Source organism: Lysobacter spongiicola DSM 21749 (assembly GCF_900167055.1).
GTDB lineage: Bacteria > Pseudomonadota > Gammaproteobacteria > Xanthomonadales > Xanthomonadaceae > Novilysobacter > Novilysobacter spongiicola.
Map to the genome: position 1 here is coordinate 596232 of NZ_FUXP01000001.1, position 24933 is coordinate 621164.

At 66.9% G+C, this 24933-nt stretch carries 23 protein-coding genes and 2 tRNA genes; 8 read left to right on the forward strand and 17 right to left on the reverse strand.

The annotated features are described in order from the left end of the window. The first annotated feature begins 61 nt into the window (after window positions 1-61). The 6 genes from B5D37_RS02780 to B5D37_RS02805 all read left to right on the forward strand — a co-directional run bounded on the left by B5D37_RS02780 (window position 62) and on the right by B5D37_RS02805 (window position 5062). Window positions 62-622, forward strand: a complete 561-nt coding sequence (locus B5D37_RS02780; protein ID WP_078757153.1) for a glycine cleavage system transcriptional repressor — start codon at window positions 62-64, stop codon at window positions 620-622. Window positions 623-632: 10 nt separating this feature from the next. Continuing rightward, entirely contained in the window at window positions 633-1106 is a 474-nt protein-coding gene (locus tag B5D37_RS02785) for a peroxiredoxin (protein ID WP_078757154.1), read from the forward strand. An 85-nt stretch (window positions 1107-1191) separates the two neighbouring features. Then, window positions 1192-2589 (forward strand): PhoH family protein, encoded by a 1398-nt coding sequence (locus B5D37_RS02790; protein ID WP_078757155.1) that lies wholly within the window; start codon window positions 1192-1194, stop codon window positions 2587-2589. Window positions 2590-2593: 4 nt separating this feature from the next. After that, the gene (locus B5D37_RS02795) at window positions 2594-3271 is read left to right on the forward strand and encodes a YoaK family protein (RefSeq protein WP_078757156.1); all 678 of its coding nucleotides are present in this window, start codon (window positions 2594-2596) and stop codon (window positions 3269-3271) included. Window positions 3272-3374: 103 nt separating this feature from the next. After that, a complete protein-coding gene (gene thiD, locus B5D37_RS02800; protein WP_078757157.1) occupies window positions 3375-4202 on the forward strand; it encodes a bifunctional hydroxymethylpyrimidine kinase/phosphomethylpyrimidine kinase in 828 nt (275 codons plus the stop codon). Then, the gene (locus tag B5D37_RS02805; protein ID WP_078757158.1) at window positions 4199-5062 is read left to right on the forward strand and encodes an alpha/beta hydrolase family protein; all 864 of its coding nucleotides are present in this window, start codon (window positions 4199-4201) and stop codon (window positions 5060-5062) included. The genes thiD and B5D37_RS02805 overlap by 4 nt, the downstream gene beginning before the upstream one ends. 10 nt (window positions 5063-5072) lie before the next feature. Here B5D37_RS02805 and B5D37_RS02810 read toward each other — a convergent pair whose 3' ends face one another. From B5D37_RS02810 to B5D37_RS02855, 10 genes are all read right to left on the reverse strand, one after another. Further along, the gene (locus tag B5D37_RS02810) at window positions 5073-6596 is read right to left on the reverse strand and encodes a catalase (protein ID WP_078757159.1); all 1524 of its coding nucleotides are present in this window, start codon (window positions 6594-6596) and stop codon (window positions 5073-5075) included. Between the two features lie 164 nt (window positions 6597-6760). Then, window positions 6761-6837, reverse strand: a tRNA-Arg gene (locus B5D37_RS02815). Window positions 6838-7012: 175 nt separating this feature from the next. Then, a tRNA-Ser gene (locus tag B5D37_RS02820) sits at window positions 7013-7104 on the reverse strand. A gap of 64 nt (window positions 7105-7168) precedes the next feature. Next, window positions 7169-7372: a carbon storage regulator CsrA gene (gene csrA, locus B5D37_RS02825; protein WP_078757160.1), complete on the reverse strand. Its 204-nt coding sequence runs from the start codon at window positions 7370-7372 to the stop codon at window positions 7169-7171. 148 nt (window positions 7373-7520) lie between these two features. After that, a complete protein-coding gene (alaS, locus tag B5D37_RS02830; protein ID WP_078757161.1) occupies window positions 7521-10169 on the reverse strand; it encodes an alanine--tRNA ligase in 2649 nt (882 codons plus the stop codon). A 123-nt stretch (window positions 10170-10292) separates the two neighbouring features. Continuing rightward, the gene (gene recX / locus B5D37_RS02835) at window positions 10293-10823 is read right to left on the reverse strand and encodes a recombination regulator RecX (RefSeq protein ID WP_078757162.1); all 531 of its coding nucleotides are present in this window, start codon (window positions 10821-10823) and stop codon (window positions 10293-10295) included. A 19-nt stretch (window positions 10824-10842) separates the two neighbouring features. Then, window positions 10843-11880, reverse strand: coding sequence for a recombinase RecA (recA, locus tag B5D37_RS02840; RefSeq protein WP_078757163.1), 1038 nt, complete (start codon window positions 11878-11880; stop codon window positions 10843-10845). 168 nt (window positions 11881-12048) lie between these two features. After that, window positions 12049-12693, reverse strand: a complete 645-nt coding sequence (lexA, locus tag B5D37_RS02845) for a transcriptional repressor LexA (protein WP_078757164.1) — start codon at window positions 12691-12693, stop codon at window positions 12049-12051. Between the two features lie 44 nt (window positions 12694-12737). Then, window positions 12738-13238, reverse strand: a complete 501-nt coding sequence (locus tag B5D37_RS02850; protein ID WP_078757165.1) for a CinA family protein — start codon at window positions 13236-13238, stop codon at window positions 12738-12740. Between the two features lie 49 nt (window positions 13239-13287). Continuing rightward, window positions 13288-15915 carry a TonB-dependent receptor gene (locus B5D37_RS02855; RefSeq protein ID WP_078757457.1) on the reverse strand — a complete coding sequence of 876 codons (2628 nt, stop codon included), beginning with the start codon at window positions 15913-15915 and terminating at the stop codon, window positions 13288-13290. Window positions 15916-16150: 235 nt separating this feature from the next. Here B5D37_RS02855 and mutS point away from each other — a divergent pair, with 235 nt between their 5' ends. Then, window positions 16151-18754, forward strand: a complete 2604-nt coding sequence (gene mutS, locus B5D37_RS02860) for a DNA mismatch repair protein MutS (protein WP_425478025.1) — start codon at window positions 16151-16153, stop codon at window positions 18752-18754. Between the two features lie 298 nt (window positions 18755-19052). On the opposite strand, the gene B5D37_RS02865 is transcribed toward mutS, so the two are convergent. After that, the gene (locus B5D37_RS02865; RefSeq protein ID WP_078757166.1) at window positions 19053-20258 is read right to left on the reverse strand and encodes a trans-sulfuration enzyme family protein; all 1206 of its coding nucleotides are present in this window, start codon (window positions 20256-20258) and stop codon (window positions 19053-19055) included. A 97-nt stretch (window positions 20259-20355) separates the two neighbouring features. On the opposite strand from B5D37_RS02865, the gene B5D37_RS02870 reads away from it, so the two are divergent. Next, a complete protein-coding gene (locus tag B5D37_RS02870) occupies window positions 20356-20826 on the forward strand; it encodes an Lrp/AsnC family transcriptional regulator (RefSeq protein ID WP_078757167.1) in 471 nt (156 codons plus the stop codon). Here B5D37_RS02870 and B5D37_RS02875 read toward each other — a convergent pair. From B5D37_RS02875 to ffh, 6 genes are all read right to left on the reverse strand, one after another. Further along, on the reverse strand, window positions 20823-21227 hold the full coding sequence (locus tag B5D37_RS02875) for an RNA-binding S4 domain-containing protein (protein ID WP_078757459.1): 405 nt from the start codon (window positions 21225-21227) through the stop codon (window positions 20823-20825). The genes B5D37_RS02870 and B5D37_RS02875 overlap by 4 nt on opposite strands. 107 nt (window positions 21228-21334) lie before the next feature. Then, a complete protein-coding gene (rplS, locus tag B5D37_RS02880) occupies window positions 21335-21736 on the reverse strand; it encodes a 50S ribosomal protein L19 (RefSeq protein WP_078757168.1) in 402 nt (133 codons plus the stop codon). A 193-nt stretch (window positions 21737-21929) separates the two neighbouring features. After that, the gene (gene trmD, locus B5D37_RS02885; protein ID WP_078757169.1) at window positions 21930-22667 is read right to left on the reverse strand and encodes a tRNA (guanosine(37)-N1)-methyltransferase TrmD; all 738 of its coding nucleotides are present in this window, start codon (window positions 22665-22667) and stop codon (window positions 21930-21932) included. Window positions 22668-22675: 8 nt separating this feature from the next. Continuing rightward, complete coding sequence (rimM, locus tag B5D37_RS02890) at window positions 22676-23191, reverse strand: ribosome maturation factor RimM (protein WP_078757170.1); 516 nt, start codon at window positions 23189-23191, stop codon at window positions 22676-22678. A gap of 33 nt (window positions 23192-23224) precedes the next feature. After that, window positions 23225-23497, reverse strand: a complete 273-nt coding sequence (rpsP, locus tag B5D37_RS02895; RefSeq protein WP_078757171.1) for a 30S ribosomal protein S16 — start codon at window positions 23495-23497, stop codon at window positions 23225-23227. Between the two features lie 67 nt (window positions 23498-23564). Further along, window positions 23565-24929: a signal recognition particle protein gene (gene ffh, locus B5D37_RS02900; protein ID WP_078757172.1), complete on the reverse strand. Its 1365-nt coding sequence runs from the start codon at window positions 24927-24929 to the stop codon at window positions 23565-23567. Window positions 24930-24933: the final 4 nt, after the last annotated feature.

The window sequence follows — 24933 nt, forward strand, 5'->3', positions numbered from 1 at the left end:
ATCCGGCCCCAGGCAGCAACCGGGCATCCGGAAGCCAGTTTTCTCCATTGCAGGCGCCGTCTTGACCGATCCCACCCCCCGACCGTCGCCCAACGAAAACCATCTCCTGATCAACGCCTATACGACGCATCCGGAATCGCCGCTGTTGCCGGTGTCGCGGCGCGTGGCTGACAGCGGGTGCAACCTGGCCGATGCGCGGCTGTCGACCGTCGGGCGGGATGTTTCGATGACGGCGCTCGCCGTCGGCTCATGGGACGCCATCGCCAAGCTCGAAGCGATGCTCGCGCGCCTGGAGCGCGAAGAGAGCCTGAAGCTGGTCTGGTACCGCACCAGCGAGAAGGAGGTGCGATCGGACCTGCTGCCGTACGTGGTCGAAGTGGTGGCCGCGGACAAGCCGGGCATCACCTTCCAGCTGGCGGATTTCTTCGACCGCCAGGGGATCACCATCGAGAGCCTGCACTGCTCGCGCTATCGCGCCATGCAGACCGGCGCGGACATGTATTCGGCGCAGATCACCATCGGCGTGCCGGCGAGCATGCACATCGCCGCGCTGCGCGACGATTTCCTGGAGTTCTGCGACCACCTGAACCTCGATGCCATCATGGACCCGATGAAGTTCTGAGGAGCGTCCCTTGCTCGATACCGGCGACACCGTCCCGACCACCCTGCCCCTCACGCTTTCCAGCGGGGAAACCACCACCCTCGGCGAGCATGCCGGCCACTGGGTGGTGCTGTACTTCTACCCCAAGGACAGCACCCCGGGCTGCACCAACGAAGGGCGTGACTTCAACGACCTGCTTCCGGAGTTCCAGAGGCTGGGCGCCACCGTCCTCGGCGTCTCCCGGGATTCGGTGAAGTCGCACCAGAACTTCCGCGCCAAACAGGGCTTCGATTTCGAACTGGTCAGCGACAAGGACGAATCGCTGTGCAACGCGTTCGGCGTGATTCGCGAGAAGAACATGTACGGCCGCAAGGTGATGAGCATCGTCCGCAGCACCTACCTTATCGATCCCGAAGGCGTCATCGCCCAGACATGGCAACCGGTGAAAGTACCGGGACATGCCCAAGCCGTGCTCGACGCACTCAAGGCCGCCGCGAACCGGTGACCACCTCTCCCCATTTTTCTCCCACCACCCCGCCGCGCGGGTCCGTGGTGGGCTTTGCCGTGAGCCAACCCCAGTGGAGTGCGCGATGACGAGAAGCAAGCGGACCTATGTGCTGGACACCAACGTGTTGATGCACGACCCCACGGCGCTGTTCAAGTTCGAGGAGCACGATGTCTACCTGCCGATGCAGGTGATCGAAGAGCTCGACAACGGCAAGAAGGGCACGTCCGAAGCCAGCCGCAACGCGCGCCAGGTCAGCCGCTTCCTCAACGAGCTGGTCGAAGCGGCCGGCACCGACCGGATCCAGACCGGCATCCCGCTGGCATCCCCCCAGGGGCTGCAGTTGCGCGGCGCCGGTAGCGTCGGTTGCCTGCTGTTCCAGACCGGCGACTTCGACGCAGGCAAGCGCTTCGGCGCCGTGGTACCGGACAACGCGATCCTCGGGGCCATCCTCGCGCTGAAGGAAGGTGCGCCGGAGATGGACGTGGTGTTCGTCTCCAAGGACATCAACCTGCGCATCAAGGCGGCCATCGCCGGCATCCGCTCGGAGGACTACGAGAACGACCGGGCGCTGGACGATTTCAGCCTGCTGTACACCGGCGCCACCGAACTGCCGGAGGACTTCTGGAAGCGCCACGGCAAGGAACTGCGATCCTGGACCGACCGCGGCCGTACCTACTACGAGATTTCCCGCGTCGAGGGCGATGACTGGTATCCGAACCAGTACCTGTACCTGCCGGGCGACGACGAAGCCGAACTCAAGGTCGACCAGGTGGGACCGGACAAGGTGGTGCTGCAGATCGTCGAGGACTTCCGGCACAGCCAGCGCTCGGTCTGGGGCATCACCGCGCGCAACCGGGAGCAGAACTTCGCCCTCAACGCATTGATGGACCCGGACATCGACTTCGTCACCCTGCTCGGCACCGCCGGCACCGGCAAGACGCTGCTTGCGCTGGCCGCCGGACTGGCCCAGACGATGGACCAGCAGCGCTACCGGGAGATCATCATGACCCGCGCGACGGTCAGCGTCGGTGAGGACATCGGCTTCCTGCCGGGCACCGAGGAAGAGAAGATGACGCCGTGGATGGGCGCGCTCACCGACAACCTCGAGGTGCTCACGCACAACCAGGAAGGCGGCAGCTGGGGCCGCGCGGCGACCAACGACCTGCTCGCCAGCCGCATCAAGATCCGCTCGCTGAACTTCATGCGCGGGCGCACCTTCCTCACCCGCTGGCTGATCCTCGACGAGGCGCAGAACCTCACGCCCAAGCAGATGAAGACCCTGATCACCCGCGCCGGCCCGGGCACCAAGATCATCTGCCTGGGCAACGTCGAGCAGATCGACACGCCTTACCTGACGGAAACCACGTCCGGCCTGACCTACGCGGTGGACCGGTTCAAGGACTGGCCGCACAGCGCCCACGTGACCCTGCGCCGCGGCGAGCGCTCGCGCCTGGCGGACTACGCTTCGGAAGTGCTGTAGCACGATGGCCGAGCGGTTCGCCGGCTGGGTATGGGTGGGCGGAGCGGCGCTGGCCACGGTGGCGGGTATCGTCAACGTGGTCGGCTTCCTGGGTTTCCAGGAACAGGCGATCACCCACCTCACCGGCAATACCTCGCTGCTGGGGGCGGCGCTGGTCGTCGGCGACCGCACCGCGGTGCTGCACCTGGGCGCCATGATCGCGGCCTTTGTCTTCGGCTCGATGCTCAGTGGCCTGATCATCCAGGACAGCACCCTGCGGCTCGGGCGCCGCTATGGCGTCGCCCTCACGATCGAATCGGTCCTGTTGCTGCTGGCCATCCCGCTGTTCCGCCAGCAGCACCTGGCCGGTCCGATGCTCGCGGCCGTCGCCTGCGGGCTGCAGAACGCCATGGCCACCACCTACAGCGGCGCACTGATCCGTACCTCGCACGTCAGCGGCATGTTCACCGACCTGGGCATCATGCTCGGGCATGCGCTGCGCGGGCTGCCGCTGGGCCGCCGCCGGCTCGCCCTGTGTACGCTGGTCATCGCGTTCTTCTTCGGCGGCGGCCTGCTGGGGGCATGGCTGTTCATGCATTTCGGTTACGCCACGCTCTACCTGCCCGCGCTGATGACCGGCGGCACCGGCCTGGCCTACTTCGCATACCGCCAGTTCGCCCTTCCAGCCCCTCCGCCCTCGTAGGAGCGGCTTCAGCCGCGATCGAGGAGGCGGCGTCTGTGCGGCGCGTTCCGGTCGCGGCTGAAGTCGCTCCTACATATGCCTGCGGTTCGGGGACAATGGGCGGATGAATACCGATCCCCGTCCCGTCTGCGCCCTGACCATCGCCGGCTCCGATTCCGGCGGTGGCGCCGGCATACAGGCCGACCTCAAGACCTTCGCCGCCCACCGCGTCCACGGACTCAGCGCCATCGCAGCCCTGACGGCGCAGCACACCCGCGGCGTCACCTCGGTGCACGTACCGGACGTGGCATTCCTTCGGGCCCAGCTCGATGCCTGCTTCGACGACTTCAATGTCGCCGTGGTGAAGCTCGGCATGCTCGCCACTGCCGAGGTCATCGCCGAGGTGGCGGCGATGATCGAACGCCACCGGCCCGGGCACGTGGTCCTGGACCCGGTGATGGTGGCCACCTCCGGCGCGCGCCTGCTGGAGACCGACGCCCTGGATGCGATGCGCAGCCGGTTGCTGCCACTGGCCACGCTGGTGACGCCCAACCTGCCGGAGGCGGAGCTGCTGCTGGGCCAGCCGATCCCCGACCGCGAAGCCATGCACGCCGCATGCGCCGCCCTGCACGCAGCGGGTGCCGCCGCCGTCCTCCTCAAGGGCGGGCACCTGGATGATGGCGGCGACGTGCTCGACCTGGTTTCGGAGCCCGGCAGGGACATCGGGCGTATCGAGAACCCGCGGCTAGACGTCGACGCCCATGGCACCGGCTGCACACTGGCCTCGGCCGTGGCGGCGAACCTGGCATTGGGCAAGCCACTGCAGACTGCATGCCTGGACGCATCGCACTACGTGCACCGGGCATTGCGCAGCGGCTATCGCCCCGGCCGCAGTGAGGTGCTGGTACTTGACCACTTCGGCGCGATGTCCGCGACGGAGGCAGCACGATGACGAACGCGACGCCGGTGAAGGTCGAGGCCGCGGATGGCCATCAGTGGGAGTTGCTGGCAACGATGCCGGAGCATCCGGTGGCTTCCCTGCTCTGGCTGCCCGCGCTGGGCGTGGCGGCACGCCATTACCAGCCGTTCGCCGATGCCCTGGCGCGGGAGGGCGTGGCAACGTTCCTGCACGAGTGGCGCGGGCACGGCAGCAGCACCTTGCGTGCCGGCAACGGCAGTGACTGGGGCTACCCGGAATTGCTGCAGCACGATCTCCCGGCCAGCCACGCTGCCATGACCGAAGGTGCGCCTCCCATACCGACGATCATCGGTGGGCACAGCCTTGGCGGACAGCTGGCCTGCTGCCTGCTGGGGCGCTCACCCGGAATCGCCGATCGCCTGTGGCTGGTCGCCAGCGGCGCACCGTACTGGCGCGCGTTCCCCCGGCCGACCCGCTATGGCTTGCCGCTTGCCTATCGGTTCCTGCCGTGGCTGGCCCGGCGCAACGGCGCCCTGCCCGGCCGCCGCATCGGTTTTGGCGGCCAGGAAGCCCCCGGTGTCATGGAGCACTGGGCGCACACGGCGCTCACCGGCCGCTACGAAGTCGACGGCATGGAACCGGCACCCGAAGCCGGCATGGGTGCCATCGCCGCACCGGTCAACGCATTGCTGTTCGCGAAGGACTGGCTGGCACCGGAATCTTCGATGCGTTTCCTGCTTTCGAAGATCCCGCTGCCACCCAAGGCCGTCCGCACCCTGGACGCCGCGGCGCTCGGCGCACGGGCCGACCACTTCCACTGGATGAAGCACCCCGACGTGGTCGCCCGCACCCTGGTCGCCGACTCCGGCCTGGATCTGACTGGCGGCGCCTGATCCTCGAGGGTCAGGCCACGGAGACCTCCGCGGCTGCCCCCGTGGCTCCGGCGCTTCCGGCGCCTTCCGCCAACCCGAGCGCCATCGCAACGCCGCGACCGTATGCAGGATCGCATTTGTCGAAGTGGGCCAGCTGTCGCCGCTGGATATGCTCCGGCACGCCGCGCATCGCCGCTGCGATATTCGCGAACAGCCGCTCCCGCTGGCCCTCGTCAAACAGGCGGAACAGGTTGCCGGGCTGCGTGTAGTCGTCGTTGCCGTCGCGGTGGTCGAAGCGATCCGCATCGCCACGCAACGCCAATGCCGGTTCCGCGAACCCCGGCGCCTGCTTCGGACCGCCCACGGAGTTGGGTTCGTAGTACGCATCAGCATCCACTGTGCGCGGCTCGAAGAAGCGCATCGCCCCGTCCTTGTGGTAGTGATGCACCGGACACCGGGGCGCATTCACTGGTAGCGCGTTGTAGTGGGCGCCGAGCCGATACCGCTGCGCATCGGGATAGCTGAAGATCCTTCCTTGCAGCATCTTGTCGGGCGAGAAGCCGATGCCCGGGACGATATTGGCCGGTGACATCGCCACCTGCTCGATTTCGGCGAAGTAGTTGACCGGATTGCGATCGAGCTCCAGCACGCCCACCTCGATCAGCGGGAAGTCCGCATGCGGCCAGACTTTGGTCAGATCGAAGGGGTTCCAGCCGGTGCGCTCGGACCAGTCGTCTGCCTGGGCATCGGTCATCACCTGGATCTTCATGGTCCAACGCGGATACTCGCCCCGCTCCAGTGCAGCGTAGAGGTCCTCCTGGGTGGTTTCTCGGCTGCGTCCGACCTGCTCCGCCGCCTCCGCATTGGTCCAGTGGCGATGCCCCTGCTGGCTCTTGAAGTGGAACTTGACCCAGACGCGCTCGCCCGCTTCGTTGACAAGACTGTAGGTGTGGGAGCCGAAGCCGTCGATGTGGCGCACGTCCGTGGGCAGCCCCCGGTCAGAGAACAATGTGGTGATCTGGTGCAGGCTCTCGGGAGAAAGCGACCAGAAATCCCACTGCGCCGTCGCCGAGCGCAGGTTGGTCACGGGGTGCCGTTTCTGGGTGCGGATGAAGTCCGGGAACTTGAGCGGATCACGGATGAAGAACACCGGCGTGTTGTTGCCGACCAGGTCCCAGTTGCCCTCTTCGGTGTAGAACTTGATCGCGAACCCGCGCACGTCGCGCTCGGCGTCCGCCGCACCGGCTTCACCGGCCACTGTCGAGAAACGCATCAGCAGGTCGGTCTTAGCGCCAGGCTGTAATGCCTTCGCCCGGGTGAACCGGCTGATGTCGCCGGTTACGCTCAGGGTGCCGTACGCCCCCCACCCCTTCGCGTGCACCACGCGCTCGGGAATGCGTTCGCGATTCTGGTGCGCCAGCTTCTCCACCAGGTGGACGTCCTGCAGCAGCAACGGGCCACGCGGGCCTGCGGACAGCGAGTTCTGGTTGTCGGCAACAGGGCTGCCTGCGGTCGTGGTCAGGACCGGATGGGAGGGTCTGGGGGTCTGGCTCATCTTGGGCTCGAGGTGGAAGCGGGATCCACTCAAGCCTAGGCACGACGGACCGCGGCGGGAAATCGTTTGATCGGATGCATCCGATAGGCAACAACGATGGCCCCGGCTCGGCTCCCGGACAACAAAAAAGCCGGCGGGAGACCCGTCGGCTTTTTTGCCTTGTATGGCGCGCCCGGAAGGATTCGAACCTCCGACCCCCAAGTTCGTAGCCTGGTGCTCTATCCAGCTGAGCTACGGGCGCGTAGTCGGAAAATTATGACGATCGAAGAACATTCCGTCAATGTTTCCGTTACTGCAAATTCACTGCCAATCGCGTTCGCGGTCCTGGAGAAACGAGGTGCCGGGAACACAAAGCCGCCCTGAGGCGGCCGGTGGAACCTGGCCGGATGCAACTGCTGCACCTTGGCCAGTGGAACTGGCGGAGAGTGAGGGATTCGAACCCTCGATGGAGTTTAACCCCCATACTCCCTTAGCAGGGGAGCCCCTTCAGCCACTCGGGCAACTCTCCGCGACATGAAACGTTTGCGGGCGCAGAGCATAACGGCTCACCCCACCCACGGCAAACCTTTTGTTCAGTCGCCGGCGTTCCCCGCGTCCGCGGAACCCGCATCCTCGCCACGCTGGATGCGCTGGTAGATCTCTTCGCGGTGCACCGCCACATCTTTCGGCGCGGTAATGCCGATACGTACCTGGTTGCCCTTGACGCCCAGCACGGTGACGGTCACCGAGTCGCCGATCATCAGGGTCTCGCCGACGCGACGCGTCAGGATCAACATTTGGAATTCTCCTTGTACCGGCGCTTCGTGCACCGGCGGGCCTTGCCCGTGATCATACGCAAGCTCAGCCGGTTGCCATGTAAACGTCAATTATCCGCGCGTCGGGACATCCCAACAAGCGAAGGAAGTCATGCTTTTGTGGACACGTTCAGCACAGTTTCGCCTCCACCCAGCCCGGAACACCGGCCAGCGCCTGCGGGAGCGCGGGACTGTCCTCGCCACCGCCCTGGGCCATGTCCGGACGGCCACCGCCCTTGCCATTGACCTGGCTGGCGACGTGGGCCAACAGTTCCCCAGCCTTGATACGTCCCAGGGCGGCACCGCTGACGCCGGCGACAAGAGCCGCCTTTCCATCCACGGCCCCTGCAAGGACGATAACGGCATCACCCAGCTGGTTCTTTAACCGATCGAGCGTGTCCCGCAGCGCCTTGGCATCCAGGCCCTCCAGGCGAGCGGCCAGGACCTTCATCCCACCAACCTCGACGGCCGAGTCCGCCAGGCCGGAAGTCGCTCCGGAGGCGGCCTTGGCGCGGGCGGCTTCGAGCTCCCGCTCCAGGCGCTTCTGCCGTTCCACGAGCGCACGGACCCTGTCGGTGATTTCCGCGCTGGTACCGCCGAGCAGCCTCGCAGCTTCGTCCAGCCGCCGCTGCTCCGCGGCGACGTGATCCAGCGCGCCTTGGCCGCTCACCGCTTCGATGCGGCGGACACCGGCGGACACGCCCCCTTCGGACACGATCTTGAACAGCCCGATGTCACCCGTCCTGGAGACATGGGTGCCGCCGCACAGCTCTGTCGAAGCACTGCCCATGCGCAACACCCGGACCTCGTCGCCGTACTTTTCCCCGAACAGCGCCATCGCGCCGAAGTCGAGGGCGTCCTGCATGCCCATGTGGCGGATCTCCGCCTCGTGGTTGGCGCGGATTTCCTCGTTGACGCGCTGCTCGACCCGCGCGAGCTCTTCGGCGGACACCGGCTGGAAATGGGAGAAGTCGAACCGAAGGCGCTCTGGAGCCACCAGCGAACCCTTCTGCGCGACGTGCTCTCCGAGCACCTCGCGCAGGGCCGCGTGCAGCAGGTGGGTCGCGGAATGGTTGAGCACGATGGCCCGCCGACGCGACTCGTCAACCGACGCAAGCACGTGGTCACCTCGCTTGATCGTGCCATCGGACAAACGGCCGACGTGGCCATGGAACTGACCTGCGAGCTTCACCGTATCGCCGACGACGAAACGGGTGCCCTGCATGTCCAGCTCGCCGGCATCGCCCATCTGGCCACCGCTCTCGGCGTAGAACGGCGTTCGATCGAGAATCACCACCGCCTCGTCGCCAGCCTCGATGGCATCGACCGGACGCCCATCCTTCAGCAGCGCGACCACTTCCAGCCCGCCGTCGGTGAGGCAGTCGTATCCGAGGAACTCCGTGGGCCGCAGCTGTGCGACCAGTTCGGCCGGGATGGACACCGCGCCACCGAACTTGCCCGCCGCGCGTGCGGTCTGCCGCTGCTGCTCCATCGCCTCGTCGAAGCCCGCCATATCGATGGAAAGGCCGCGTTCACGGGCGATATCCGCCGTGAGGTCCACCGGGAAACCATAGGTGTCGTACAACCGGAACGCGTCCGCGCCCGGAATGACACCGTCGCAGCGCGCCGCCACTTCATCGAAGATGCGCATGCCGGAGTCCAGCGTCTCGGCGAAGCGCTCCTCCTCGGCGAGCAGTGCCCGCGCGATGATCTCGCGGTTCTTGCCCAGCTCCGGATACGCCTCGCCCATCACCTTGATCAGCGGCTCCAGCATGTGGTGGAAGAAGGGCTGCTTCCTGCCGAGGATCCAGCCGTGGCGCAGGGCGCGGCGAATGATCCGGCGCAACACGTAGCCCCGGCCTTCGTTGGAGGGCAACACCCCGTCCACGATCAGGAACGCACACGCACGGATATGGTCGGCGATGACGCGCAGCGACTTGTTGTCGAGATCCGTGGTATCGGTCAGGCGACCGGCGGCGGCGATCAGGTGCTGGAACAGGTCAATCTCGTAGTTCCCGTGCTTGCCCTGCAGGATGGCCGCGAGCCGCTCCAGGCCCATGCCGGTATCGACGCAGGGCGCTGGCAGTGGCGCCAGCGTGCCATCGGGCTGGCGGTCGAACTGCATGAACACCAGGTTCCAGATCTCGATGAAGCGATCGCCGTCTTCGTCAGGGGAGCCCGGAGGGCCGCCGAAGTGCTGGTCGCCGTGATCGTAGAAGATCTCGGTGGACGGCCCACACGGACCAGTGTCGGCCATCTGCCAGAAATTGTCGGAGGCGAACGGCGCGCCCTTGTTGTCGCCTATGCGGACGATCCTCTCGGGCGGGATGCCGATCTCGTCCTTCCAGATGTCGTAGGCCTCGTCATCGGTCTGGTAGACGGTCACCAGCAGGCGCTCGGCCGGGAGCTTCCAGACTTGGGTCAGCAGTTCCCACGCCCAATGGATCGCATCCTTCTTGAAGTAGTCGCCGAACGACCAGTTGCCCAGCATCTCGAAGAAGGTGTGATGCCGGGCGGTGTAGCCGACCTGGTCGAGATCGTTGTGCTTGCCCCCGGCGCGCAGGCACCGCTGCACGTCGGCCGCCCGCACGTAGCCCGGCTTCTCGCTGCCGAGGAAGACGTTCTTGAACTGCACCATGCCGGAGTTGGTGAACAGCAGGGTCGGGTCGTTCGCCGGCACCAGCGGTGCGGACGGTACGATCGTGTGGCCCCTGTCCCGGAAAAACTCGAGGAAGTCACGGCGGATGTCGCTGGTGCTGATGCTGGGTCTGTTGTTCATGCCTGGCACGGATAAGAAGGGGCTGGGCAGGCGCGTGCGCCCGATCCCCGAGCATGGGGGCCATGGGCCGCATCGGCAACTGCGGAAAGCCTCTTAGCGTATCAGGCAGGTCGAGCCGCTGCCTCAGTCGTCTGGATCCCACCGCGTGGCGGCCTGCACGACCTGGCCGGGGAACCCGCGCCGCATGAGCAGGTCCGCCGCCTTCCGCCGGAGGGGCAGGTCATCGGGGACGGATTCCCCGTACCGGCGCACTACCAGTTCGCGTGCGTTCTCCAGCCAGTCCCCGTCGAACGTCTCCATCGCGGCATCGATGGCGTCGCTGTCGAGCCCGTGCGTGCCGAGCTCGGCGCGGATATGGATCGGGCCGTAGCCTGCATTGGCGCGCGCGCGGACGATGTTCTCGGCAAACCGGTTGTCGTCCTGCCATCCCGCCTCGGCAAGCCGGTCCACCGCCTGCTCCACCTCGGTGGCATCCAGCCCCCGGGTGACCAGTTTCCGCACCAGCTCCTTGCGTGAATGCTCGCGACGCACCAGCAGCCCCAATGCACGCTGCATCGGGGTCTGGGGCTGGCGCTTTCGCCGCCGGCCGGTGGCGCCGCCGGGACCGAACAGGCCGCCGTCGGCGCCTTCATTGTCGGGACGTTCGTCCGGCATCAGTCAAGCCGAGGCCTGGTCAGGCCTCGACCTCGGCGGCGTCCGACTCCTCCGGACGGGCTTCCGCCGGCACGAACTTCTCGCGCAACGCCGCTTCCAGCCGGGCAGCCACTTCAGGATTGTCCTTCAGGTACTGGCGGGCGTTCTCCTTGCCCTGCCCGATCCGCTCGTCACCGCAGCTGTACCAGGCGCCGGCCTTCTCGACCAGCTTGGCTTCCACGCCCATGTCGATCAGCTCGCCTTCGCGGGAGATGCCCTGGCCATACAGGATCTCGGTGATGACCTGCTTGAACGGGGGCGCCAGCTTGTTCTTGACCACCTTGATCTTGGTCTGGTTGCCGATGATCTCGTCGCCCTTCTTGATCGAACCGATGCGGCGGATGTCCAGACGCACCGATGCGTAGAACTTCAGGGCATTGCCGCCGGTGGTCACCTCGGGGCTCTGTCCCGGCATCATCTGGCCGATCTTCATGCGCAGCTGGTTGATGAAGACCACCAGCGTGTTGGAACGCTTGATATTGCCGGTCAGCTTTCGCAGTGCCTGGCTCATCAGGCGGGCCTGCAGGCCCGGGAGCTGGTCGCCCATCTCGCCCTCGATTTCCGCACGCGGCGTCAGCGCGGCGACCGAGTCCACCACGACGATGTCGACGGCGGCGGAGCGCACCAGCATGTCGGCGATTTCCAGCGCCTGCTCACCGGTATCGGGCTGCGACAGCAGCAGGTCCTCGACGTTGACGCCCAGCTTGGCGGCGTAGACCGGATCAAGCGCGTGCTCTGCATCGATGAACGCCGCGGTTCCGCCCGCCTTCTGGCACTGGGCGATAGCCTGCAGCGTCAACGTGGTCTTGCCCGAGGATTCCGGTCCGTAGATCTCGACCACGCGTCCCTTCGGCAGGCCGCCGATGCCCAGCGCGATATCCAGCATCAGCGAACCGGTCCCGATCACCTCGGCGGCTTCCACGACGCGGTCGCCCATGCGCATGACCGACCCCTTGCCGAACTGCTTCTCGATCTGGCCCAGGGCTGCGGCCAGCGCACGCTTCTTGTTGTCGTCCATTGTCGTTGTCCTTGATGCCATCAGTTGAGTGCGTCCAGATTAGGGGGAGCCGGTCGCACGGATTGCGACAGTGGCCCTGGGGTGGATGTTGGGAGATGGAGGCGAGCCGGCCGCATCGGTCCAGGCATCGCGACGGGGTCGGAAAACACCGCGCCGTGCCCGGGCATTTCAGCGACCACGGCGCACGAGGCCACAGTAGAGCCCCTCAATGGCGAAGTCCTGGTCGGGCAACACCTCGATCGGCTGGTAGTCCGGGTTGCGCGGCAGCAGGCGGATACGGTCCTTGCCGACCTTCAGCAGCTTGACCGTGATCTCGTCATCGATGCGGGCCACGACGATCTGGCCATTCCTGGCCTCGGGCGTGCGGTGCACGCCGATGAGGTCGCCGTCGAAAATGCCTTCATCACGCATCGAATCCCCACTCACCTTCAGCAGGTAATCCGGTGACGGGAAGAAGATGTTGCGGTCGAGCAGCAGGTGATCGTCGATACCGGCGTCGGCACCGATGGGTGCCCCTGCCGCCACCCGCCCAAGGATCGGCAGCAGCAGCGCATCACCGGTGTCGGGGGTGACCGCGGAACCGACCTCGTTTTCAACATGCGGCTGGAGCAGCCGGATCCCGCGGGCTTTGCCGGGAAGGCGCTGGATGGCACCCGCCTGCTCGAGCGCCTCGAGGTGGTACTGGGCTGCCCGGACACTGGAGAACCCCATCGCCCGCGCGATTTCAGCCTGGGAGGGCGGCATGCCTTCCTCGCTGATGCGCTCGGCAATGAGGGTGAGGATCGCGCGCTGGGTATCAGTCAGGGGGTTCATTAGTAGTAATGCTACTAATGAACCCCGGACGCTGCAAGCGCCGCTCAGTTCGCCAGGTCGAGCAGCCCGTGCAGCGCGGCAGCCACGGTCTGCCGACGCACCGATTCCCGGTCGCCCTCGAAGTGGAACACCAGTGCGGTCGGGTACCCTCCCCTGCGCTTCCAGGCGATCCATACCGTCCCGACCGGCTTGTCATCGGTACCGCCTCCCGGGCCCGCGATACCCGTCACCGCCACGGCAAGGCTGGCGCCGGAATGCACGAGGGCACCGGACACCATCTCGATCGCGGTCTCCCGGCTCACTGCGCCATGTTCTTCCAGCGTGCTGGGCTGGACGCCGAGCATCGCCTGCTTGGCCTCGTAGCTGTAGGCGGTCATGCCGCACTCGAACCATGCGGACGACCCGGGAACGTCGGTGAGCGTCTTGGAGATCCACCCGCCTGTGCAGCTTTCCGCTGCAACCAGCCGGTGGTGGTGGTGCCGCGCAGCCTCGCCGACCTGCTCGGCGAGGCTGCGCAGTGCGTCGTCGGAGGCGTCTTTGCTCATTCGCGGACTATACCGTCACCGGCACGACCCGCGCGCCCTCCTCCGCAGGCTAGTACCTCATCCTGAAAGTCACGCCGTACATCGCCGGTGCGCCGAGGAAGGCGTTGTAGGTATTCATCGGGTCGCCCGGCTCCGGCGAACCGATCGCCTGCAGCGGTCCGTCAAAGCCCACCTGCACGTAGTCCTCGTCGAAGATGTTCTGGCCCCACAGCTCGACCATCCAGCTGCGGTCCGCGGCACCGAACCCGAGCCGTGCGTTGAATACGGTGAAGGCATCCTGGTGCTTCTCGTCGTCCAGGTCGGAACCGGTGTTGTAGTCCGACATGTACTTGGCGCCGATGTTGAACCGCCCGACGAGGTCGGCACCGAAGCCCCACTCGTAGGTCGCCGATGCCGTGCCGGACCATTCCGGGGCAAAGCTCGCCTGGTTGCCCGGCAGCTTGTACAGCTGTCCGCCGGGGGCGAAGTCCGCGCCGGGAATGTCATCGGCATAGGTGGTATCGGCGTACATCAGGCCGCCCTGCAGCATCAGCCCATCCACCGCGGCAGGCTGCCACATCAGCTCGGCGTCGACACCCTGCGACACCACCTCCGGGATCGATCGGACCACGAAGCTGGTACCCAGGAAGCTGTTGAGCTGGAAGTCCTCGTAGGTCTGGTGGAACAGCGTGGCGTTGAGCAGCAGGTTGCCGTCGGCCCAGGTGGTCTTGGCACCCAGTTCGAAGCTGTCCACGAACTCACCCGGGAACGAGGTGTCGTCCACGGGGGTGATTCCCGACCCGCCGCTGGACAGGCCGTTCGAAGATTGCACGCGGTCGAGGTTGAATCCGCCCGCCTTGTAACCACGCGCCGCGGAGGCGTAGGTCATGACGTGCTCGTTCCAGCGGTAGGCCGCCTTGACGGTGCCCGACCACTCCTTCTCTTCCCGATCCTGGTCGGTGACACGTCCGTTGTGCAGCGCGTTGGCCCAGGGCAGGCACATGTAACCGGCGACCTGCGGCGCCACGGCGCCCAGGATCTGCGCTTGCAGCTCGGGTGGGAGCGACGTGATCGGTACCCCGCGCGCCATCAGCGCCGCCGCCACCCGCCCTGCGGGATTGGCCAGCACCGAGCCGCAACCCACGCTTCCGTTGGGGTTGGAGTAGACCGAGCTCAGCTCCTTCTTTTCGGTGGTGTAGCGCAGCCCGAGCGTCAGGTCGAGCGCATCGGTAGCGTGCCAGGTGTTGTTGGTGAACAGGCCCAGGCTGCGGGCGTCCTGCTTGTAGCGGTCATGCGCGCCCAACCCGGCGAAGTTGCTGCCGAAGGGCTGCCCACTGACCTGCGACATGAACAGCGCGGGGTTCGACATGTCGACATCGATGTCGAACGGCGCCAGTTGCTGTGCGAGTCCCCCAAGTACCTGCGAGCCGACGAGGGTCGACAGGTAGGGCTCGTAGTCCGCGCCGATCCGGTAGGAGTCGTTCCGCGTGAGATCTTCGTCCGAGTAGAACAGCCCGACCATCCAGTCGACCGAGTCGGAGGCGCCGGTCAGGCGGAACTCCTGGCTGAAGTTCTCGAAGCCGCTGAAGGATTCGTCCGCGTCGGCTTCCCGGTACAGCAGGTCGGCGGTGGTGAAGTCGAAGTCCAGGCCGTTGATCGATTGCCAGTCACGCGAGGCGGTGATCGAGGTCAGGGTGGCGCCGCCGAACCACGGCGACTCCCAATCGACCTGCATTGAAATGCCCTTGTCCTTGATGTCCTGCTCGGTGCTGCGATTGCTGTAGGCGACGCGGGCGAACGGATCGGCCGGGATCGCGATCGCGTTGCCACCGCCCAGCGCGTTGATCACCGGGGCGGTGCCGCCAGTCACCAGCTGCACGGCGGTGCAGCAGTTCTCCTCGCGACTGGTGTAGTCGGCGATGAAGGTGACATCGACGTTGTCGGTCGGCTCCAACAGCAATTGGCCGCGCAGCAGGTGGTAGTTCTGGTCGTAGTCCTCTGTCTCCGTACGCGGTCCCTTGCCGGTGACCACGTCCATCCAGCCGTCGCGCTTGCGCTTGGCGGCATAGACGCTGAAAGCGGCGTTGTCGCTCAGTGCATCGTTGTAGTAGCCGGCCACCCCCATCGCGCCGTAATTTCCGGCGGTGACTTCGGCCTCGGCGGACTGGGTGTAGCTGGGTCGCCGCGTCACCACATTGATGACGCCGGCCGAGGTGTTCTTGCCGAAAACGGTTCCCTGCGGGCCCTTGAGGACCTCGATCCGCTCGAGCTCGCCGAGGTCGCCGAAGCCGACGCTGTTGCGCGACCGGTAGACGCCGTCGATCACCACGCCGACCGAGGATTCCAGGCCGACGTTGTCGCCCACCGTACCGATACCCCGGATGCGGGCAGTCGTGATGGCCTCGTTCTGGGTGCTGGTCACGGTCAGGCCCGGCACCAGCACCTGAAGGTCCTTGATGTCGCGGATGCCGGTGTCCTGCAGTAGTTGTTCGTCCAGCGCGGTCACGGCGACCGGCACGTCCTGCAACTGCTCCTCACGCTTCTGCGCGGTAACGGTCAGTCCGGACAACGTGGTGGGGCGCTGCTCCTCCGTCGCGGCGGGCGCTTCCGCCTCCTGGGCAGCCACGGGTGCAGCGCCCATGGCAAGCGCCACCAGCACTGCGCTTGCGAGCATCGAGCGGGTGGGTTTCATATTCATCATGTTGTCCCCTTGCCATGACACAGCATTAGAGGCCGGCCTTGCGGCGGCGACTTGAGGCGGGTGCGCGCCCGGCCGCCGTGGGGGACTGCGGCGGGAAGCATCCATGCCCGTCCTGCAGCGGAAGTTAGCACAGTCCCGGCACCTGCAACCGCCGTGTCCAGCACGGACGATGGCCCAGACGCAGAGCCGCCGATGGCACAATGCGGTGCGCAACGCGAGCTCCCGGGACTCCATGGAACCTGCCGCCTCCGGCACTACGAAAACGGCGGAACACACGCCGTTGATGAAGCAGTTCTTCGCCGCCAAGGCAGAGCACCCCGACGTGCTGCTGTTCTTCCGCATGGGCGACTTCTACGAACTCTTCTACGACGACGCCCGCAAGGCCGCCCGCCTGCTGGACATCACCCTGACCCAGCGCGGCAGCTCCGGTGGCCAGCCGATCCCGATGGCAGGCGTGCCCCACCACTCCGCCGAAGGCTACCTGGCCCGGCTGGTGGCGCTGGGGGAGTCGGTGGCGATCTGCGAGCAGATTGGCGACCCCGCCGCCAGCAAGGGCCTGGTCGAGCGCAAGGTGGTGCGCATCGTCACCCCCGGCACCGTCACCGACGAGGCCCTGCTGAGCGAGCGCCGCGACACGCTGCTGCTGGCTGTATCCCGCGGCAAGTCGGGCTATGGCATCGCCTGGGCGGACCTGGCCGGTGGTCGCTTCCTGGTCAACGAGGTGGCGAGCCAGGACGCACTGGAAGCCGAACTGGCCCGCCTTGATCCAGCCGAAACCCTGTGTCCGGACGAGGACGGCTGGCCTGCCTTCATTTCCGGGCGCACCGGGGTCCGTCGACGTGCACCGTGGCTGTTCGACGCCGACAGCGGCCGTCGCCAGTTGTTGAAGTTCTTCGGCCTGCACGACCTTTCCGGCTTCGGTATCGAGGAGCGCCCCCAGGCCATCGCCGCTGCGGCGGCGCTGCTGGGCTACGTCGAAGAAACCCAGAAGCAGCGGCTGCCCCACCTGACGTCGATCGCGGTCGAATCCGGCGACGGCGCCATCGCGATGAACGCCGCCACCCGCCGCCATCTGGAGCTCGACACCCGGGTCGACGGGGATGCGCGGCACACGCTGTTGGGTGTGCTCGATGCCACCGTTACTCCGATGGGGGGCCGCCTGTTGCGCCGCTGGCTGCACCGGCCATTGCGCGATCGCATCGTCCTGCGCCGACGCCACCAGGCCGTGCAGGCGCTGATCGACTCACGCGCAGGCGATGACCTGCGCGAGTGCTTCCGGGCGTTGGGCGACCTGGAACGCATCCTGTCGCGCATCGCCTTGCGCAGCGCCCGCCCCCGCGACCTGTCCACGCTGCGCGATGGGCTCGGGCTGCTGCCGCAGGTCGAGCGCCTGCTCGCCCCGCTGGGCTCGCCGCGCCTGGACGAGCTGTTGGCCGAACTCGGCGAGCACGATGCACAGGCGCACCTGCTGCGAGCGGCGATTGTCGAGCAGCCGCCGGTGCTCGCCCGCGACGGCGGCGTCTTTGCCACCGGTCATGACGCCCAACTCGACGAGCTGCGCACGCTCTCCACCACCGCCGACCAGTTCCTGGTCGACCTGGAGATCCGGGAACGCGAGGCCAGCGGCATCCCGACCCTGAAGGTCGGATACAACCGCGTGCACGGCTACTACCTAGAGGTCAGCAAGGTGCACGCCGCCAAGGCGCCCACCCACTACACCCGTCGGCAGACGCTGACCAACGCCGAGCGCTACATCACCGAAGAGCTGAAGGCCTTCGAGGACAAGGTGCTGTCGGCGCGCGAACGTGCCCTGGCCCGGGAGCGGCTGCTGTACGAGCAGTTGCTGGACACGCTCGGCGAACGGCTGGAGCCGATGAAACGGTGCGCGGCGGCCCTGGCGGAGCTCGACGTGCTGGCCTGCCTCTCCGAGCGCGCGCAGGCGCTGGACTGGTCACGCCCGGAGCTGTCCGAGGATCCGGGCATCTGCATCGAACGCGGCCGGCATCCGGTGGTGGAGGCGGTGCGCGACGAGCCGTTCGAACCCAACGACCTGCGCCTGGACGACACCCGCCGCATGCTGGTGATCACCGGCCCGAACATGGGCGGCAAGAGCACCTACATGCGCCAGAACGCGCTGATCGTGCTGCTGGCGCACATCGGCAGCTTCGTACCGGCGTCACGGGCGGTGATCGGCCCGGTCGACCGCATCCTGACCCGCATCGGCGCCGGCGACGACCTCGCCCGCGGCCAGTCCACCTTCATGGTGGAGATGAGCGAAACCAGCTACATCCTCCACCACGCGACCGCGGAGTCACTGGTGCTGATGGACGAGATCGGCCGCGGCACTTCGACCTATGACGGCTTGGCACTCGCCGAAGCCTGTGCCCGCCACCTTGCCCACGCGAACCGCGCCTACACGTTGTTCGCGACGCACTACTTCGAGCTGACGACCCTTGCCGGCGAGCCCAACCGCAGCGGTGGCAGCGGCATCGCCAACGTGCATCTGGACGCGGTCGAGCATGGCGACGACCTGGTGTTCATGCATGCGGTCAAGGAAGGGCCGGCGAACCGCAGCTTCGGCCTGCAGGTGGCCGCATTGGCGGGACTGCCCAGGGCGGTGATCAACCAGGCGCGGGGCCGGCTGGCGGAACTGGAGCAGCACAGCCGCGATGCACCGAAACCGTCGATGGCCGCCGCGTCGCTGGACCAGCCGCAGCAGATCGGCCTGTTCTCGCCCAGCTCGGCAGCGATGGATGCCCTTGCGGCGCTGGACCCGGACGAGCTGACCCCCAAGCAAGCACTGGAGGCGCTATACCGGCTGAAGTCGCTGTCGTGAGGGGCTGCCTTCTGTAGGAGCGGCTTCAGACGCGACCGCGCACCTCCGGCCATGATGTACAGGTCGCGACTGAAGTCGCTCCTACAAAAGCGGAGGCGCAGTCGCCAGCAGATCCGTGTTGGGCGGTGTCTTCTGTAGGAACGGCTTCAGCCGCGACCGCGCAGCTCCGGCCACGATGTACAGGTCGCGACTGAAGTCGCTCCTACAAGTGCGATGGCGCGATCGTCCGGCTCATCCGTATTGCCGGTCCTTCTGTAGGAGCGACGTCAGTCGCGACCCGCGAAGCCCCGCCAACTCCTTACGCCCGCGCCCGAAGCTCCGTCACGCCACCCGTATCCGCAGCCGCGTCCAACGCCTGCGCAAGGTCCTCCCACAGGTCCTCGACATGCTCGATGCCGACTGACAGGCGCAGCAACCCCGGCGTGATGCCGTTGGCGTCCTGCGCCGCGGCATCCACGACCCGATGCGTCAGCCCGGCCGGATGCTGGATCAGGCTGTCCACCGAACCCAGGCTCACCGCAGGGGTGATGATGCGGACCCCCCGCATCACCGCCGCGGCAGCCGCCTTGCCCTCCTTCATCTCGAACGCGATCAAGGCCCCCGCCCCGCGCATCTGGCTACCCACCAGGTGCGCATTCCGGACATTGCCCAGGCCCGGGTAATGGACGGCGGCGACGGCGGGATGGCGTTCCAGCCTTCGTGCCACCTCACCGGCATTCGCCTGAGCCCGCTCCACCCGTAGCGCCAACGTCGGCAGCCCGCGATGCAACAGGTAGGCGGCCAGCGGATGCAGCAAGGCACCGGTCGCCGCCCTCACCGTGCGCAGGGGCCGGGCATGGTCGTCATCGCAGCAGACGACACCGGCAATGACGTCCCCGTGCCCACCGAGGAACTTGGTGGCGCTGTGCAGGACATAGGTCGCCCCCAGCGATGCCGGGTTCTGCAACACCGGCGTGGCGAAGGTGGAGTCCACCAGTACCGGCACGTCCCCGGCCGCCGCGACCACGGCGGCGATGTCGACCAGCGCCAGGGTCGGGTTGGCCGGTGTCTCGATCACCACCAACGTGGTGTCCGCGCGCAGCCTCGCGCCGATGTCGCCGGCCTCGACGAACTCCGCTTCCAGCCCGCACAGGCCACTCGCAAGCAGGTGGTCGGAGGTGCCATACAGCGGCCGCACCACCAGCACGTGGCCGCCGTGCTGGCGGCGCTCCATCAGCACCGCGGTCAGTGCGGCCATCCCGGAACCGAAGGCGACGCAGGCGTCTGTACCCTCCAGTTCCGCAATGGCACGCTCGGTACGGGCCACGGTGGGATTGTGCAGCCGGGCGTAGATCGGATTCCCCGCTTCGGCCTCCCCCGCCACCAGGGCGTCGAAGCTGGCGGTGCCGGTGGCGAGATCGTCGACCGGATAGGTGGTCGACAGGTCCAGCGGCGGCGCGTGCACGCACAGCTCGCGGAAGTCCTGGCGGCCGGCGTGCACGGCACTGGTATAGAAACGAGGCATGGCGGGGCTCATGATCGGTGTATGCCCTGCATCGTAGAATGCTGTACACCTACAGCGGCAACTGACGAATATCCTTCGACCCCGGAGCCGTTCAACCATGCTCGACAGAATCGATTTCGCCCTTTTGAGCCTTCTGCGGAAGAATGCTCGGCTGCCCAACAAGGAGCTTGCCGAACATGCGGGAATCGCGCCCTCGACGGCTTTCGAACGGGTGCGCAGGCTGCTGTCCACCGGCACCATCCAGGGCTTCCACGCCGAGATCTCGCCAGCGGCCATCGGCATACAGCTGCAGGCGATGGTCTCGGTGCGGCTGGCGCGGCATTCGCGTGGGCAACTGGACAGCTTCCACCGGCATCTCGCCAGCCTGCCCGAGGTGCTGGCGTTCTACCACGTGGCCGGGGCCGACGACTTCCTCGTGCACGTGGGCGTCAGGGACAGCAACCACCTGCGCGACCTGGCGCTGGAAGCCTTTACCGAGCGTCCTGAAGTCGCCCACATCGAGACCCGACTGATCTTCGAGTTCCGTCGCAACCCGGAGCTCCCGGACTACGCCGGTCGGGTGACCTAGAACGAATCGATGTCGCCCAGCGCGCGGATCAGCCGGCGCGCACGCTTGTCGGGCTTGGTATCGGGGGCGTGGTAGCCGGTGCGTTCTGCGGCACGGACTGCACGCACCCGCTCACGCTCCAGCCGCGAAGCCTCGGATTCCTCATAGAGCGTGCGCGCCACCGCAGCGGGCCCGCGGTTGTCGCTGAGGCCGAGCACGCTGATTTCAAAGTGCTCATCACCGCGCGTCACCTTCAGGCTGTCGCCGAGGCGCACGCCGCGGGCGGCCTTGGCGCGCTGCCCCCCGACCTCGACCTTTCCGGTTTCCACCGCCTGCTTGGCGAGGCTGCGGGTCTTGAAGAAGCGCGCCGCCCAGAGCCAGAGGTCCAGGCGTACGGTGGTCGGGGCATCGTGGCTGCTCATCGGGCCATTATCCGTGGCATCGGCGAAAGCGTCGTGCATGGCCGGAGGCCGGAAACGCGAACGGCCACCTTTCGGTGGCCGTCCATGCTGGAGCCTGCTGCGCCGGCTTACTTGGCGGCAGCGGCGTCCGCCTTGGCCTTGGCGTAGGCGGCCAGGTCTTCCTTGATGCGCGCCTTCTTGCCTTCCAGGCCACGCAGGTAGTACAGCTTGCCGGCACGGACCTTGCCGCGGCGCTTCAGCTCGACCGAGTCGATGGTGGCGCTGTGGGTCTGGAACACGCGCTCGACGCCGAAGCCGTGCGAGATCTTGCGCACGGTGAAGGCGGAGTTGAGGCCGGCGTTCTTCATGGCGATGACCACGCCCTCGTAGGCCTGGACGCGCTCGCGATTGCCTTCCTTGACCTTCACGTTGACCACGACGGTGTCGCCGGGGCTGAAGTCAGGCAGCTGGCGCTGCACCTGGTCGGATTCGAATTCTTGCAACAGCGTGTTGAGCGAGGGCTTGTTCATGGTCGGGCCTGTTGGAGTCGTTGTTGCGCGAGTGCACGTGGACCCGCGTCATGGCATGGATGTAGCTAAGCCGCACATTATAGCGACAGACGCGGCCGGAACGCCATAGGGCAGCAGCCTCCCGTAGGAGCGACGTCAGTCGCGACCTCACCCGGCCCGGGGCGGAATGTACAGGTCGCGACTCACGTCGCTCCTACCCTTGCTCCACCCGCCATTGCTCGAGCAGCTTGCGGTCAGCCTTTGAAAGCGCCTGCTCGTCGAGCAGGTCCGGCCGCCGCTGCGAGGTCCGCCCCAGCGACTGCATCCGACGCCAGGCGGCGATATGGGCGTGGTTGCCCGACAGCAACACCTCCGGGACCGCGCCCAGCTCGTGCTCCACCGGCCGCGTGTAGTGCGGGCAGTCCAGCAGGCCATCGCCGAAACTGTCCTGCTGCGCGGACTCGGCATCGTTCAGTGCCCCCTCCTGCAACCGGGTCACCGCATCGACCAGCACGGCGGCTGCCAGCTCCCCACCGGAGAGCACGTAGTCGCCGATGGAGATTTCCTCATCAACCTCCGCGGCCACCAGGCGCTCGTCGATGCCTTCGTAGCGGCCGCACAGCAGCACCAGCCGCTGTTCCCCAGCGAGCTCACGCACCCGCGACTGGGTCAGCGGGCGGCCCTGGGGACTGAGGTAGATGGTGCGCGATGGCGCCGGATCCGCCTGGCGCGCGGCCTGCAACGCGTTCCGCAGCGGGTCGATCAGCATGACCATGCCCGGCCCTCCACCGAAAGGCCGGTCGTCGACCTTGCGGTAGTTGCCTTCCGCATAGTCGCGTGGGTTCCAGCCGTGCAGCCAAAGGAGCCCGCGCTCCACTGCCCGCCCGGTGACACCAAAGGCGGCGCACTGGGCGATGAAATCAGGGAACAGGCTGACGACGTCGATACGCATAGCGCGGGCTAGAACTCGGGGTCCCAGTCCACGGTTACCACGCCACCTTCCAGATCGATGTCGGTCACGTACTGCGGGCGTACGAACGGGATCATCCGTTCGCGCTCGTCGTCCCGGGCCACCAGCACGTCATTGGCGCCGGTGGAAAACAGGTGCGACACCGTCCCCAGTGGCACGCCATCAACGGTGACGACGCGCAGGCCTTCCAGGTCGACCCAGTAGAACTCGCCGGGTTTGGCAGGCGGCAACGCTTCGCGCGGGACGTGGATCTCGAGGCCGCGGAGGGCTTCGGCGCCGTCGCGATCGGTGACATCAGGGAAGGTTGCGACGATGTGTTTGCCGCTGTCGCGGCCACGGACGCCCTCGATCTGGCGCTCGCGCCCCTGCGCATCGCGCAGGGTCCAGGGCTGGTAGCGGAAGATCGCGTCCCGGGGCTCGGTCCACGACTCAAGTTTCACCTCGCCACGCAAGCCAAGGGCGCCAGCCACCCGTCCGAGGAGGATGCGACGCCCTTGATCGTTCATTGCATGCGGCCGCGCCGGAGCGCGGCCCGCAGGTCAGGCTGCGGAAGCAGCCGGCGCGTCGGCCGACTTCAGCGCTTCCTTGTACAGCACGGCGACCTTGTCGGTCAGCTGCGCGCCGTTGCCCAGCCAGTGCTGCACGCGCGCGGTGTCGAGCTCGACGCGCTTCTCGCCGCCGGTGGCGACGGGGTTGTAGTAACCGACGCGCTCGATGTTGCGGCCGTCGCGGGCGCTGCGGCTGTCGGTAACGATGATGTGGTAGAACGGACGCTTCTTGGCGCCGCCGCGGGTCAGTCGGATCTTGACCATGGGTGTTTTCCTGTGTTGCCCAGCCGCCGGAATGACGGGGTAAGCCGGCGAGTATAAGACATTTTTCCTAGAACGGCATGCCGCCGCGGCCGCCCATCATGCCCTTCATGCCGCGCATCATCCCCTTCATGCCGCCGCGGCCCAGCTTGCCCATCATCTTTTCCATCTGCTGGTACTGCTTCATCAGGCGGTTCACGTCGGCCGGCGTCACGCCGGCGCCAGTGGCGATGCGCTTGCGGCGGGAGCCGTTCAGCAGGGCCGGATTGCGCCGCTCCTTGATGGTCATCGAGTTGATGATCGCCACCAGCCGCGGCACTTCCTTGCCGGTAACCTGGCTCTTGACGGACTCGGGAATCTGGCCGATGCCCGGCAGCTTGTCCATCAGGCCGCTCAGGCCGCCCATGCCCTGCATCTGTTCGAGCTGGTCGCGCATGTCCTCCAGATTGAACTTCTTGCCCTTGGCGACCTTCTCCGCCAGGCGCGTCGCCTTGTCCTTGTCGACCTGCTGCTCGACCTGCTCGACCAGCGACAGCACGTCGCCCATGTCGAGGATGCGGCCGGCGACGCGCTCGGGGTGGAACACGTCCAGGCCTTCCGGCTTCTCGCTGGTACCGATGAACTTGATCGGCTTGCCGGTGATGTAGCGCACGCTCAGGGCCGCGCCGCCACGCGCGTCGCCGTCGGTCTTGGTCAGGACCACGCCGGTCAGCGGCAGCGCCTCGCCGAAGGCCTTGGCGGTGGCGGCGGCGTCCTGGCCGGTCATCGAATCGACGACGAACAGGGTCTCGACCGGCTTTACCGCACCGTGGAGGGCCTTGATCTCCTCCATCATCGCTTCGTCGATCGCCAGGCGGCCGGCGGTATCGACGATCAGCACGTCCGCATAGGACTTGCGCGCATCCTCGATGGCGGCGCGGACGATTGCCTCGGGCTTCTGGTCGGCACGCGACTCGAAGAACATCACGTCGACCTGGCCGGCCAGCGTGCGCAGCTGCTCGATCGCGGCCGGCCGGTAGACGTCGGCCGAGACCACCATCACCTTCTTCTTGCGCTTGTCCTTGAGGTGCTTGGCCAGCTTGCCGACGGTGGTCGTCTTGCCGGCGCCCTGCAGGCCCGCCATCAGGATCACCGCCGGCGCCGGCACGTTGAGGTTCAGCTCGGACGACTGCGCGCCCATGACCACCGTCATCTCGTCGCGCACGATCTTGATGAGCGCCTGGCCCGGCGTCAGCGACTTCAGCACCTCCTGCCCGACCGCCCGCACCTTGATGCGCTCGATCAGGGCCTGCACCACCGGCAACGCCACATCGGCCTCCAGCAGGGCGATGCGGACCTCGCGCAGCGACTCGCGGATATTTTCCTCGGTCAGCCGGCCGCGCCCACGCAGGCGCTCCATGGTGCCCGACAGGCGTTGGGTCAGAGATTCGAACATGAGC

What these genes read in the sequence shown, in the direction of transcription:
- B5D37_RS02790 (WP_078757155.1), top strand. Translation starts at nt 1,192, where the DNA reads ATGACGAGAAGCAAGCGGACCTATGTGCTGGACACCAACGTGTTGATG.
- B5D37_RS02795 (WP_078757156.1), top strand. Translation starts at nt 2,594, where the DNA reads ATGGCCGAGCGGTTCGCCGGCTGGGTATGGGTGGGCGGAGCGGCGCTG.
- thiD (WP_078757157.1), top strand. Translation starts at nt 3,375, where the DNA reads ATGAATACCGATCCCCGTCCCGTCTGCGCCCTGACCATCGCCGGCTCC.
- B5D37_RS02805 (WP_078757158.1), top strand. Translation starts at nt 4,199, where the DNA reads ATGACGAACGCGACGCCGGTGAAGGTCGAGGCCGCGGATGGCCATCAG.
- B5D37_RS02810 (WP_078757159.1), bottom strand. Translation starts at nt 6,596, where the DNA reads ATGAGCCAGACCCCCAGACCCTCCCATCCGGTCCTGACCACGACCGCA.
- csrA (WP_078757160.1), bottom strand. Translation starts at nt 7,372, where the DNA reads ATGTTGATCCTGACGCGTCGCGTCGGCGAGACCCTGATGATCGGCGAC.
- alaS (WP_078757161.1), bottom strand. Translation starts at nt 10,169, where the DNA reads ATGAACAACAGACCCAGCATCAGCACCAGCGACATCCGCCGTGACTTC.
- recX (WP_078757162.1), bottom strand. Translation starts at nt 10,823, where the DNA reads ATGCCGGACGAACGTCCCGACAATGAAGGCGCCGACGGCGGCCTGTTC.
- recA (WP_078757163.1), bottom strand. Translation starts at nt 11,880, where the DNA reads ATGGACGACAACAAGAAGCGTGCGCTGGCCGCAGCCCTGGGCCAGATC.
- lexA (WP_078757164.1), bottom strand. Translation starts at nt 12,693, where the DNA reads ATGAACCCCCTGACTGATACCCAGCGCGCGATCCTCACCCTCATTGCC.
- B5D37_RS02850 (WP_078757165.1), bottom strand. Translation starts at nt 13,238, where the DNA reads ATGAGCAAAGACGCCTCCGACGACGCACTGCGCAGCCTCGCCGAGCAG.
- B5D37_RS02855 (WP_078757457.1), bottom strand. Translation starts at nt 15,915, where the DNA reads ATGAATATGAAACCCACCCGCTCGATGCTCGCAAGCGCAGTGCTGGTG.
- mutS (WP_425478025.1), top strand. Translation starts at nt 16,151, where the DNA reads ATGGAACCTGCCGCCTCCGGCACTACGAAAACGGCGGAACACACGCCG.
- B5D37_RS02865 (WP_078757166.1), bottom strand. Translation starts at nt 20,258, where the DNA reads ATGCCTCGTTTCTATACCAGTGCCGTGCACGCCGGCCGCCAGGACTTC.
- B5D37_RS02870 (WP_078757167.1), top strand. Translation starts at nt 20,356, where the DNA reads ATGCTCGACAGAATCGATTTCGCCCTTTTGAGCCTTCTGCGGAAGAAT.
- B5D37_RS02875 (WP_078757459.1), bottom strand. Translation starts at nt 21,227, where the DNA reads ATGAGCAGCCACGATGCCCCGACCACCGTACGCCTGGACCTCTGGCTC.
- rplS (WP_078757168.1), bottom strand. Translation starts at nt 21,736, where the DNA reads ATGAACAAGCCCTCGCTCAACACGCTGTTGCAAGAATTCGAATCCGAC.
- trmD (WP_078757169.1), bottom strand. Translation starts at nt 22,667, where the DNA reads ATGCGTATCGACGTCGTCAGCCTGTTCCCTGATTTCATCGCCCAGTGC.
- rimM (WP_078757170.1), bottom strand. Translation starts at nt 23,191, where the DNA reads ATGAACGATCAAGGGCGTCGCATCCTCCTCGGACGGGTGGCTGGCGCC.
- rpsP (WP_078757171.1), bottom strand. Translation starts at nt 23,497, where the DNA reads ATGGTCAAGATCCGACTGACCCGCGGCGGCGCCAAGAAGCGTCCGTTC.
- ffh (WP_078757172.1), bottom strand. Translation starts at nt 24,929, where the DNA reads ATGTTCGAATCTCTGACCCAACGCCTGTCGGGCACCATGGAGCGCCTG.